A 12,513-nucleotide genomic window follows, 5' to 3' on the forward strand; every position below is an offset into this window, starting at 1 on the left:
CCGGCAGCATGGGCCCCATGTCCGCACTGACGCGCAACGAAGCGCAGCTCCGAGCCAAGCTCCTCGACGTCCGGCACTACGAGGTCGCCCTCGACCTCACCACCGGCGACGAGACGTTCGAATCCAGCACCGTCATCCGGTTCGCCGCCCGCACCGCCGGAGACACCTTCGTCGAGCTGAAACCGGAGGAGCTGCGCTCCGTCGAGCTCGACGGACACCCCCTGGACCCGGCCGGCCTCACCGACGGCCGCCTCCCGCTCACCGGCCTCACCGAAGGCCCCCACGAGCTGCGCGTCGAAGCCCGCATGCGCTACTCGCGCACCGGCGAGGGCCTCCACCGCTTCACCGACCCCGCGGACGGGGAGACGTACGTCTACACGCAGATGTTCATGGACGACGTCCAGCGCGTCTTCCCGGCCTTCGACCAGCCCGACCTCAAGGCCGTCTTCGAATTCACCGTCACCGCTCCCGCGGGCTGGACGGTCCTGGCCAACGGCATCACCACGCGCGTCGGCTCGCGCGACCGTGACGGCGGCCGTGACCGTGACGGTGACCACGGCACCGACGACCAAGGCGCCGGAGCCGGAGCCGGCGCCGGAGCCGGGGACGGCATCTGGAAGTCCGCGCCCACCCCCGTCATCTCCACCTACCTCGCCGCCGTCGCCGCAGGCCCCTGGCACAGCGTCCGCACCGAACACGCCGGCCTCCCCTTCGGCATCCACTGCCGCCGCTCGCTGGCCCCCCACCTCGACGCGGACGCCCGGGAAATCCTCGACCTCACCACAGCCTGCTACGACCGGTACCACGAGAAGTTCACCGAGCCCTACCCCTTCGACTCCTACGACCAGGCCTTCGTGCCCGAGTTCAACGCCGGCGCCATGGAGAACCCCGGCCTCGTCACCTTCCGCGACGAGTACGTCTTCCGCTCCGCCGTCACCGACGCCGAACGCCAACGGCGGGCCGTGACCATCGCGCACGAGATGGCACACATGTGGTTCGGCGACCTCGTCACCCTCAGCTGGTGGGACGACATCTGGCTGAACGAGTCCTTCGCCGAGTACATGGGCTACCAGACCCTCATCGAAGCCACCCGCTTCACCGAGACCTGGACCGGATTCGGGATGGAGCGCAAGCCCTGGGGCTACGACGCCGACCAACGCCCCTCCACCCACCCCGTCGCCCCGGACGCCGCAGCCGTCCCCGACACCGCCTCCGCGCTCCTCAACTTCGACGGCATCTCCTACGCCAAGGGCGCCTCCGCGCTGCGCCAACTCGTCGCCTGGCTCGGCGAGAAGGACTTCCTGGCCGGCATCAACACCCACTTCGCCCGCCACAAGTTCGCCAACGCCTCCCTCGCCGACTTCGTGGACTCCCTCGCCGCCCACACCGACCGGGACGTCCACGCCTGGGCCGAGATCTGGCTGCGCACCACCGGCATCGACACCCTCAGCCCGCGCGTCGAGGAGAGCCGCGGAGGCTGGACACTCACCGTCGACCGCACCGGCAGCCGCCCCCACCACATCGCGGCCGGCCTCTACGACCACGGCCCCGACGGAGTCCTCGAACCACGCGAAGTCCTCGCCCTCGACGTCCCCTCCGACGAGGTCGTCTCGGTCGACGGCCCGCGTCCCGCCCTCCTCGTCCTCAACGACGGCGACCTCACCTACGCCAAGGTCCGCCTCGACGGAACCTCCCTGGAAACCGCCCTGCGCGGCATTTCGCGCATCCCCGACCCGCTCACCCGCGCCGTCGTCTGGAACTCCCTGCGCGACATGGTCCGCGACGGGGAACTGGGGGCCGCCGACTACCTGGCGACCGCCGAGGCCCACCTGCCCGAGGAAACGGAGCTGGACATCGTCCAGAACGTACTGGGCTTCGCGCGCACCCACATCGCCACCCGCTACCTCACCCCCGAACACCGCACCGGTGCCCTCGCCACGCTCACCTCGATCGCCCGCGCCCTGCTGCGGCGCACCGAGGACGGCTCCGACCCCGGCCTGCGGCTGGTCGCGGTCCGCGCCCTCATCGACAGCGCGACCCGGCCCGAGATCCCCGCCGCCTGGCTCGCCGAAGGCACCGTACCCGGAGGCCCCGAACTCGACCCCGAGCTGCGCTGGCGCATCCTCTCCCGCCTGTCGGTCCTCGGAGCGGTCGGCGAAGCCGAGATCGACGGCGCCCTCGCGGCCGACCCCAGCGCCACCGGCCAGGAAGGCGCCGCCCGCTGCCGTGCCGCCCTCCCGACGGCCGAGGCCAAGGCCGCCGCCTGGGACCGGCTGTTCCACGACGACACCCTGTCCAACTACCTCTTCACCGCCACCGCCCAGGGCTTCTGGCAGCCCGAGCAAGCCGATCTGGTACGGGCGTACGTGCCGCGCTACTACCCCGAGGCCGTCGCCCTCGGTGCCCGCCGCGGCCCGGCCATCGCCGACGCCGCGGGCCGCTGGTGCTTCCCCGACCACGAGATCACGGAAGCCAACCTCGAAGCCGGCCGGGCCTGCCTGGCCGACCCGGACATCACCCCGCTCCTGCGCCGCAAGCTCGTGGACCAGTTGGACGACCTGGCCCGCGCCCTCCGGACCCACCCCTAACCCCAGGGGCCCTGCCCTCCACGAGAACCCGGCAGGGCCCCGCCCCACCCCACCACCCACCGCCGCCGCCCCTCCCCGGGACGTCCCGCCTCTCCCCGCCGGCCTCCGGCCGGCCGCCCCTCGAGGTCCCGCCTTTCCCCGCCGGTCGGCCGCCCCTCGACGTCCCGCCTTTCCCCGCCGGTCGGCCGCCCCTCGACGTCCCGCCTTTCCCCGCCGGTCGGCCGCCACCCTCGACGTCCGCCCCGGCCCTCCCTCCGGCCACCGGCCGGCCGTCGTCCCCGGCTTCCCCACCCGGCCCTACGGGCCGTCATGCCGCCGACTCTCCGCGTCCACCTCCGCCCCGGCCGCCGGCGGCCCCGCCTCGCCGTGTCCGCCTCCGCTCCAGCCGCCCGGGGTCCCGGCTTTGACGCCGGTCCGGTGGATTCGGTCCCGGGCGGGATCCCGGCCCCGGGCCTGGTGGGCCGCCCTGCGCGCCGGGCGGGGCCGGGCCGGCCCTTCAGCGCCCGGTCAGGGCACCCGCGGCGGGAAATCACCCACGCCACAAACCCGGGCGGTTACCCCATTCGGGTCGGATCGTTGTACCGCTCGGGTGCCCCACCCCATCACCGCGGCAACGCCCGCCGCCGATCCGTTCCCGTGAGGACAACCGCATGACAGCGTCCCCCGGCACAGGCACAGGCACAGGCACAGGCACAGCTCCGCTCGCCGGCGGCATCCACGGGGCCGAGGCCCTGCGGCCGCTCCTCGACACCGTCCTCGACGCACTGCGCACCGGAGCCCGCGCACGCGGCGGACCGCTCCCGGCCGGCGGGCCCGACGCCGTGACCGCCCGAGTCGAGGCCGCGCTGGGCGACGTACTCCCCGAACACGGGCACGGGGACCACGAAGCGCTGCGGACCCTCGTGCACACCCTCGCCGCCGGCGCCGCGGACCCCGCCGATCCGCTGTGCGCCGCCCACCTGCACTGCCCGCCGCTCGCCGTCGCGGTCGCCGCGGACCTCGCCGCCGGCGCCCTCAACCCCTCCCTCGACTCCTGGGACCAGGCCCCCGCCGCCTCCACGATCGAAGCGCTCCTCACCCGCGCCCTCGCCGCCGAGTTCCACGACACCCCCCATCCCGACGCCGTCCTCACCACCGGCGGCACCGAAGCCAACCAACTCGCCCTCCTCCTCGCCCGCGAACGCCACGGCCCGCGCCTCACCGTCCTGCACGGCGCCAACGCCCACCACTCCGTCCCGCGCGCCGCCTGGCTCCTCGGCCTGCCGCCCGCCCGCGCCCTCCCCACCCCCACCGGGACCCTGGCACCCGCCACCCTCGCCGAGGCCCTCGCCGCCACCACCGGCCCCGTCCTCGTCGCCGCCACGGCCGGCACCACCGACGCCGGCCTCATCGACCCCCTCGGCCCCCTCGCGGACCTCTGCGACCAGTACGGCGCCGACCTGCACGTCGACGCCGCGTACGGCGGCCTCCTGGCCCTCAGCCCCCGCCACCGCCACAAACTCGCCGGCCTCGACCGCGCCCGCTCGATCACCCTCGACCTGCACAAACTCGGCTGGCAGCCCGTCGCCGCCGGCATCCTCACCGTCCCCGACACCGCTCTGCTGGCACCCCTGTCCCACCGGGCCGACTACCTCAACGCCCAGGACGACACCGACGCGGGCCTACCCGACCTCCTCGGCCGCTCCCTGCGCACCACCCGCCGCGCCGACGTCCTCAAGATCGCGGCAACCCTGCGCTCCCTGGGCCGCGACGGCATCACCCAGCTCATCGACCGCACTTGCGCGCTCGCCGGGCAACTCGCCCGGCTCCTCGAAGCACACCCCGCCTTCGAACTCCACGCCGCGCCCACCATCAGCACCGTCCTGTTCCGGCCCACCCACGCCGACGACAAGCGGATCGCCGCCCTGCGACGCACCCTCCTCCTCGGCGGCAGCGCCGTACTGGGCCGGGCCAGCGCCGACGGCCGCCTGTGGCTCAAAGCCACCTTGCTCAACCCCCACACCACGGCGGGGGACCTGGATGTCCTCGTGAACCTTCTGGAAGGCAGCACCCACCGATGACCGCCCTGCTCGATGCACCCCACGACCTCGTCGGAATCGGCATCGGACCCTTCAACCTCTCCCTCGCCGCCCTTGCCCACGGGCTGCCCCACCTAGGCGCCGGGGAACTCGCCACCGCCTTCTACGACCAGCGCCGCGACTTCCGCTGGCATCCCGGACTCCTCCTCGACGGAGCGACGCTCCAAGTCCCCTTCCTCGCCGACCTCGTCACCCTCGCCGATCCGGTCAGCCCCTGGTCCTTCCTCAACTACCTCAAGCACAAGGAACGGCTCTTCCCCTTCTACTTCGCCGAGCGCTTCCACATCCAGCGCGCCGAATACGACGCCTACTGCCGCTGGGTCGCCGGCCGCCTGCCCGGACTCCACTTCGGCCACCAGGTCGATGCCGTCCGCTGGAACCCCGAACGCGGCCTCTTCGAAGTCGACTACACCCAGCTCGACGCCGGCGGCGAAGCCGAAGCCCTCGGGCGCACCTACACGCGCAACCTCGCCCTCGGCATCGGGACCGCCCCCTACATCCCCGAACCGCTGCGCCCCCTCGCCGAAGCGCCCGCCGTCCCGGTGATCCACTCCGCCGACTACCTCGACAACCGGCAGCGCGTCCTCGGGGCCGAACACGTCACCGTCATCGGATCGGGCCAGTCCGGGGCCGAGGTCTTCCTCGACTTGCTCCGCTCCCGCCCCGCCGGCCGCGAACGCCTCACCTGGCTCGCCCGCACCCCCTCCTTCGCCCCCATGGAGTACTCCAAGCTCGGCCTGGAGCACTTCACCCCCGACTACACCCGCTACTTCCACGCCCTGCCCGAACCGGTCCGCGACCGGCTCGTCCCCGCCCAGTGGCAGCTCCACAAGGGCATCGACGCCGCCACCATCGCCGCCATCCACGAGGAGCTCTACCGCCGCACCCTCGACGGAGGCTGGCCCGACGCCGTCCTCACCCCCGGAGTCAGCGTCCGCACCGCCGGCCGCGTCGCCACCACCAAGGTCGAACTGCACCTCGAACACGTGGAACAAGGCACCCGCTCCCGCCTCACCACCGACGCCGTCGTCCTGGCCACCGGCTACCGCGAACGCTCCCTCGCCAGCCTCCTCGCCGGCCTCGACCCCTACTTGCGCAAGGACTCCTCCGGCCGCCCCCGCATCGACGACCGCTACCGGATGATCCTCGACCCCAGCGTCACCGGCAGCGTCTTCGTCCAGAACGGCGAGCGCCACACCCACGGCGTCGGAGCCCCCGACCTCGGCCTCGCCGCCTGGCGCAGCGCCGCCATCCTGAACACCCTCACGGGCAAGGAGCCCTACCCGCAGCCCACCCGCACCGCCTTCACCACCTTCGGACTCGAACAGCGGGAGCACACACGCCCCCAACCCGCCGGAGAACTGCTCCCGCTGGTCGAGCACCCGTAGGAAGAAACGTTTAGAACAGGGGTATCCCGGCCCGGGTCAGTCGCCAGTCCACGGACGCGAACTGGGCCGGATCCACCGTCCCCTTCGCCTTCACCCACTGGATGATCGTGTTCCGGATCTCTTCCGAATTCGCCCACAGCTGCTTGGCCTGTGCCACGTGCGGGAAGTTGCCGCCGCCCGAAGCCCGGTAGTTGTTCACCGCCAGAACGAACTGCGCCGCCGGATCCACCGGCTGGCCCTGGAACGACAGCCCCGTGATCCGCGAACCGGCCGGCTCCGAGACGTCGATGTCATAGGTCAGCCCGTACACCGCGTCGTAGTTGTAGTCCGGCGTGCCCTCCGCGTTCGTCAGCTTCGCCGGATCCACGACCTCACCGGGTGCCGTCCGCACGTAGTACTTCGCGGAATACTCCAGATACGCCTTCAGCTGCGCTCCGGTCAGCAGCCGCGCCTCCAGCGTGTTCTCGAAGGGGTACAGACCCGCCGCGTCCTTGATCGTCACCTGCCCGGCCGGGATCGCCGCCGTCCGGGAGAAGCACGAGGCCTGCGACAGCACCGGAAGCGCCGCCCACTCCGTACCCGCCAGCGCGCCCTTCACCGTTTCAGCCTGCACGTGGTTGATCAGATCGATGATCGCCACGTCCTTGACCGGACCGTCCGCCGAGGACATCGCCTGCGTGGACGTACCGATCACCTGGTTCACGTAGGCCACGACCTTGGTGTGCTCGTCCGACAGCAGCCCCACTATCTTCGGGTCCTCCACCGCCGTGTTCGAGTTCAGCACCCGGGCCGACACCTTCGCCACCGACCAGCAGCCCTTCGCCCAGGTCAGCTCGAAGTCGAACAGCGTCAGCCGCTGGCCCCACTTCAACGGCTCCGACAGCACCACGTCCTTGCCGGTCGCCTTGTTCTTCACCCGGTACTCCGGGATCTCCGTGTGCGCGTGACCCACCAGGATCGCGTCGATCCCCGGCACCTGCTCCGCCACCAGACCCGCCGCGTTCTCGATGTGCGGAAGCTGGTCCCCGTAACTCGACGTACCGCTCGACCCCGAGTGCGCCGACACGATCACCACGTCCGCACCCAACGACCGAAGCCGCGGAACGTACTTCGCCGCCTGCTCCTCAAGGCCCGGGAACGTCATCTTCCCCTGCACGTTCGCCTTGTCCCAGATCGCGATCCCCGGGTTCGTCAGCCCGAGCACCGCCACCTTCACGTCCCGCCCGTGCGGAGTCCGCAGCCGGTGCATGCTGTACGGCGGGAACGCCGGCCGCAGCGTCTTCGCGTCCAGCGCGTTCGCCCCCAGCAGCGGGAAGTCGCACTGCTCCTCGAATTTCCGCAGCACCGGAATGCCGTAATTGAACTCGTGGTTCCCCAGAGCCGCCGCGTCATAGCCGATCGCGTTCATCGCCTGCGCCATCGGATGCACCGGACCGCGCCGCGCGGTGATGGGATCCACCTTCGCGTAGTAGTACGACAGCTGCGTGCCCTGGATGGTGTCACCAGCGTCGATCAGCAGCGTGTTGCCCCGCCCCTTCTGCTCCCGCACCTCATTGACCAGCGTGGAGATCTTCGCCAGACCGACGTCGTTGTGCGCCTTGTCGTCGAACTCCTTGTCCGTGAAGTAGTCCCAGTTGAAGACGTTCCCGTGCAGGTCCGTCGTCCCCATCACCGTGAACGCGTACGTCTTCGGCCGCGCGGCCGAAGCGGCCCCGACGGCCTTGTCGGCCGCGGCGGCCGGGGTGCCCGAGGCCCCCGCCAACGCCACAGCGGCGCCGGTAGCAGCCGAAGTGCCCAGAAAAGTCCTACGGTCCAATGCCATGCCATCTCCCCTTGTGAGCGCGAACAACGCGCGTAGATTCTGACCCAGCAGTAACAAGCCGCAACACCCCCACAAGGTTTCGATCCGATGACCACACCCGTACGACCGGCAGTGCGACAGTGAAGCCATGACCCAGGACGCATCGCACCAGCCCTACGGAACCCCCGAAGTCCCCCGCGTCGCAGTCCGCGGCGAAGCCCGCCTCGAAGTCGATCCGGAGATCGCCCGGATCGGCATCACCGTCAGCGCCCGCGGCACCGACCGGCGCACCGCCCTCGAAGACCTCACCCGCCGCAACAACGCCGTCCTCGACCTCGTCAAGAGCTACGGCGACCCCGTCGAGAAGCTCGAGACCGGCGCCTTCTCCATCACCCCCGAACTCACCCGCCACGGCCGCGGCGAACGCGTCCGCGCCTACCACGGACGCGTACACCTCACCGCCGAACTCAATGACTTCACCACCCTGGGTGAACTCACCACCCGCCTCGCCGACCTCGAACTCACCCAAGTCGACGGCCCCTGGTGGGCCCTGCGCCCCACCTCGCCCGCCCACGGGGAAGCCCGCCGCCAAGCCGTACTCGAAGCCGTCCAGCGGGCCCGCGAATATGCCACCGCCCTCGGCGCGAACCTCGCCGCCCTCGTCGAACTCGCCGACCTCGGAGCCGAGAACGCCGTGCCCTTCCAGGCGACCGGCAGCGGCATGCGCACCATGGCCTTCAGCGTCACGGAAGACGCCGGGGCCCCCGCCCTCGACCTCGAACCCCAGCGTCAGACCGTCTACGCACAGGTGAACGCACGCTTCACGATGACCCCTCCCCAGTTGTGAAATCCTGAGAAAACGGTGCCCCGGGGGTGCTCATCAGAGCATCCCCATGCACATTCAACAATTGTCAACAACCTTTTGCTCAAAGGTTGTTGAGTGGACACCCGGAACCAATTTCCTACTCCCTGGTAGGGGCATACGCTCGCCCCATGCGCCGAGCGAAAATCGTATGTACCCTGGGCCCCGCCACCGACTCATACGACCAGATCAAAGCCCTGGTCGAAGCCGGAATGGACATCGCCCGCTTCAACCTCAGCCACGGCACCTACGCCGAACACGAGGAGCGTTACCAGCGCGTACGCAAAGCCTCCGACGAAACCGGCCGCAGCGTCGGCGTCCTCGCAGACCTTCAAGGCCCGAAGATCCGCCTGGGCCGCTTCCGCGAAGGACCCGTACTCCTTGAACGCGGCGACGAATTCACCATCACCGTCGAAGACCACGAAGGCGACCGCCACACCTGCGGCACCACCTACAAAGGCCTCGCCGCCGACGTCACTGCCGGCGAACGCATCCTCGTAGACGACGGCCGCGTCACCCTCCAAGTCACCGCGGTCGACGGACCCCGCGTCCACACCCTCGTCCTCGAAGGCGGCATGGTCTCCGACCACAAGGGACTCAACCTCCCCGGTGTCGCAGTCTCGGTACCCGCCCTCTCCGAAAAGGACATCGAAGACCTCCGCTGGGCCCTGCGCACCGGCGCCGACGTCATCGCCCTCTCCTTCGTCCGCAGCGGCCGCGACATCGAAGACGTCCACCGCGTCATGGACGAGGAAGGCCGCCGCCTCCCCGTCATCGCCAAGGTCGAAAAGCCCCAGGCGGTCGAGAACATCGACGACATCGTCGCCGCCTTCGACGGCATCATGGTCGCCCGCGGCGACCTCGGCGTCGAAATGCCCCTGGAGCACGTCCCCATCGTCCAGAAGCGAGCCGTCAAACTCGCCAAGCGCAACGCCAAACCCGTCATCGTCGCCACCCAAATGCTCGACTCGATGATCGACAACTCCCGGCCCACCCGCGCCGAAGCATCCGACGTCGCCAACGCCGTCATCGACGGCACCGACGCCGTCATGCTCTCCGGAGAGACCAGCGTCGGCAAATACCCCGTCGAAACCGTCCGCACCATGGCCCGCATCGTCGAAGCCGCCGAAGAAGACATCCTCGCCAAGGGCCTCCCCCCACTCACCGACCGCAACAAGCCCCGCACCCAAGGAGGAGCAGTAGCCCGAGCAGCCGCCGAAATGGGTGACTTCCTCGGCGCCAAATTCCTCGTCGCCTTCACCCAGAGCGGAGACACCGTCCGCAGGCTCTCCCGCTACCGCTCACCCATCCCCCTCCTCGCCTTCACCCCCGACGCCTCCACCCGGTCCCAGCTCAACCTCACCTGGGGCGTGGAAACCTTCCTCGGCCCCCACGTCGACTCCACCGACGCCATGGTCGCCCAAGTCGAAGAAGAGCTCCTGCGCATCGGCCGCTGCGTACCCGGCGACGTCGTCGTCATCACCGCCGGCTCGCCCCCCGGTGTCACCGGATCCACCAATTTGGTCCGCGTCCACCACATCGGCGACGCGGTCCGCTGACACCGCCCGCAGGCCTACGGCACCCCACGTATGAGACGCACCGCGTCGGGCAACTCCAACCGGCTCCCACCCGAACTCGGGAAGCGCCCGCCCGACGCGGTCACCCGCGCCCCAGCGCCCCGCACCAACCGCCCAACCTGCTCACCGGCCTTCTCCCCGGTCACCGGGCCATCCGCCGCCCGCGGCGCCAGGGATTCCCGCGCCGCCTCGCGGATCCTGCGCCAGTCGAACTCCGGCGTGAAGAACGGTGCCAACGCCGCACACCCCACCCCGCCCGACAGTGACGCGGCGAACACCACCCCCGCGAACGCCCCCTCGGTCTCCGTGTCGTGTCGCCGCTGCGGCAACCGCGGCACGCGCGCTCCGCCGGGCCGTGACCCACCAGCACCGTCCCGCCCGCGGGTACTTCCTCCGCACCCGCCGCGCTCTCCGCCTCCCAGGCCGGCAGCCACGCATCGGCCTCCGGAGCGAACGGCTCGGGGAAGTTCGGGATCCGCACCTCATGCCCCTCGGCGGCGAACTCCTCACCCACCGCTGAATACCAATGCTCCCCGCCGTTCCCCCCGTACCCATCCCCGTACTCGTAACCATCCCCGTACTCGTACTCGTACTCGCACCCGTGCGCGATCGCGATGTCGCCCATGACTCCGCCCCCTGATCCAGTCGTCGGCCCATCCATCCGGTCTTCAATCGAAACGCTACGCAGCGTTTCGATAAACGCTAGGGCTTATCGTGATGGCGTGTCAATCACTCCTTCGGGCACCCCGCGCACCGGCGGCCGCCTCCGCAACGAAGACGCCCACCACTCCGTCCTCGAAGCCGCCGCGGCCCTCCTCGTCGAGACGGGCTACGGCGCCCTCACCATCGAAGGCGTCGCCAAGCGGGCCAACGTGGCCAAGAGCACCGTCTACCGCTGGTGGAAGTCCAAGCCCGCCCTCGTCATGGACGCCTACACCCACGGCACCGCCCCCCGCGCCCCCGAACCCGGCACAGGCACCCTCGCCGGCGACCTCACCGCCTTCGTCGCCGACCTCTACCGCATCGGCCACGACCCCGTCCGCACCAGTGCCCTCACCGGCCTCATGGCAGAAGCCCAGCTCGACCCCGCCTTCGCCGAACCCTTCCGCGCCTGGGCCGCCGACCGCCGCGAGACCGTCGCGACCCTGCTGACCCGGGCCGTCACCCGCGAGGAACTCCCCGCCGACACCGACATCGCCCACGCCGTCGACCTCGTCTTCGGCCCCTTCTGGTACCGCCTCCTCGTCGCGCACGCCCCCCTGGACCCCGCGGACGCCCCCGCGCACGTGGCCACCGTCCTCCAAGGCCTCACGAGCCGCATGTGAGGGACGTGCACGGCCCGCGCGCGAACCTGCCTTCCGCGGGAGCGGTGCGGTGACCTGCCCTAGTACTTCGGGCCGATGTGCTCGTCCATCAGCGCGACCGACGCCCTGCGGGCGACGGAGACGTTGCAGGTGTTCGCCTGTTTCCACTCGACGCCGAGCCGGTCCAGCGTGCTGGTCAGGAGCGCGGTGATATCCGCAGACCTGTTGGTGAAGAAGTACCGGGGGTACTCGTAGCGCTTGCGCTCCCCGCGGATCACCCGGGTGGTCCAGTTGATGGTCCGGCATCCGTCGGAGTGGATGAGTCCCCGGACGAAGTCCCAGGGGTGGGCTGCGACCATCTCCCGCTGCCAGTCCTCGAGGGTGATGCGGCGGTCGTGTTTCCTGCCGGGCCCGTGCTGGGGGAATAGGCAAGTCCAGTGCCGTCCGTAGCTCGTCACGGCGACACAGCCCTGGCGTTGTGACAAGTAGACCCTGGCGCCGGGTCGTACGGCGGTGATCGCTGCGCGGCACTGATCTATGAGCCCGGGCCACGCGTCGGCGCAAGCGATCCGGAGCTGGTACCCACCACGGGGCTGCGGGCTGATGCATCCGTCGCCGAGATAGAGGCCCAGCAGGTACGCGTACGAGGACGTGTCGGTGGGCGCTGCGCACGGCGTGGCCAGATCGCGCAGGCGAGGAAGGGGATCCACCCGGGTCAGCCATGCCCGGATCGCGGACCGGGAAATGCCGGTCTCCTTGCTGACGGAGTTCATGCTGCGTCCGTCACGGAGCAGCGACAGCGTCTGGAGGCGGGTGGCCGTGTCGTACATGCGGTCGACGCTGACGTACGCAATTCGCTCACTTTGCGCATTGCGGAGGGCTTCGCTGAAACGAGTGAAGGTCACGCGATATCGC

General features: G+C 70.5%; 8 protein-coding genes. 6 read left to right on the plus strand and 2 right to left on the minus strand.

Annotated elements, in window-relative coordinates; all coding sequences use genetic code 11:
* Positions 1–17 precede the first annotated feature (17 nt).
* From pepN to ACFWBY_RS24110, 3 genes are all read left to right on the plus strand, one after another.
* Positions 18–2,588 carry an aminopeptidase N gene (gene pepN / locus ACFWBY_RS24100; RefSeq protein ID WP_385339500.1) on the plus strand — a complete coding sequence of 857 codons (2,571 nt, stop codon included), beginning with the start codon at positions 18–20 and terminating at the stop codon, positions 2,586–2,588.
* 650 nt (positions 2,589–3,238) lie between these two features.
* Entirely contained in the window at positions 3,239–4,648 is a 1,410-nt protein-coding gene (locus tag ACFWBY_RS24105) for a pyridoxal phosphate-dependent decarboxylase family protein (protein WP_385339497.1), read from the plus strand.
* On the plus strand, positions 4,645–6,054 hold the full coding sequence (locus tag ACFWBY_RS24110; RefSeq protein WP_385339495.1) for a lysine N(6)-hydroxylase/L-ornithine N(5)-oxygenase family protein: 1,410 nt from the start codon (positions 4,645–4,647) through the stop codon (positions 6,052–6,054). Before ACFWBY_RS24105 ends, ACFWBY_RS24110 begins: the two co-directional genes overlap by 4 nt.
* A 10-nt stretch (positions 6,055–6,064) precedes the next feature.
* On the opposite strand, the gene ACFWBY_RS24115 is transcribed toward ACFWBY_RS24110, so the two are convergent.
* On the minus strand, positions 6,065–7,876 hold the full coding sequence (locus ACFWBY_RS24115) for a bifunctional metallophosphatase/5'-nucleotidase (RefSeq protein ID WP_385339492.1): 1,812 nt from the start codon (positions 7,874–7,876) through the stop codon (positions 6,065–6,067).
* A 127-nt stretch (positions 7,877–8,003) separates the two neighbouring features.
* On the opposite strand from ACFWBY_RS24115, the gene ACFWBY_RS24120 reads away from it, so the two are divergent.
* The 3 genes from ACFWBY_RS24120 to ACFWBY_RS24130 all read left to right on the plus strand — a co-directional run bounded on the left by ACFWBY_RS24120 (position 8,004) and on the right by ACFWBY_RS24130 (position 11,619).
* Entirely contained in the window at positions 8,004–8,702 is a 699-nt protein-coding gene (locus ACFWBY_RS24120) for an SIMPL domain-containing protein (protein WP_385339489.1), read from the plus strand.
* A gap of 146 nt (positions 8,703–8,848) precedes the next feature.
* Positions 8,849–10,276 carry a pyruvate kinase gene (pyk, locus tag ACFWBY_RS24125; protein ID WP_385339486.1) on the plus strand — a complete coding sequence of 476 codons (1,428 nt, stop codon included), beginning with the start codon at positions 8,849–8,851 and terminating at the stop codon, positions 10,274–10,276.
* Positions 10,277–11,016: 740 nt separating this feature from the next.
* Positions 11,017–11,619 carry a TetR/AcrR family transcriptional regulator gene (locus ACFWBY_RS24130; RefSeq protein WP_385339483.1) on the plus strand — a complete coding sequence of 201 codons (603 nt, stop codon included), beginning with the start codon at positions 11,017–11,019 and terminating at the stop codon, positions 11,617–11,619.
* Positions 11,620–11,678: 59 nt separating this feature from the next.
* Here the strand turns inward: ACFWBY_RS24130 and ACFWBY_RS24135 are convergent, their stop codons facing one another.
* Positions 11,679–12,428: a transcriptional regulator gene (locus ACFWBY_RS24135; protein ID WP_385339481.1), complete on the minus strand. Its 750-nt coding sequence runs from the start codon at positions 12,426–12,428 to the stop codon at positions 11,679–11,681.
* Between the last annotated feature and the right edge of the window lie 85 nt (positions 12,429–12,513).

The sequence above is a fragment of the Streptomyces sp. NPDC060049 genome, from assembly GCF_042736715.1.
GTDB lineage: Bacteria > Actinomycetota > Actinomycetes > Streptomycetales > Streptomycetaceae > Streptomyces.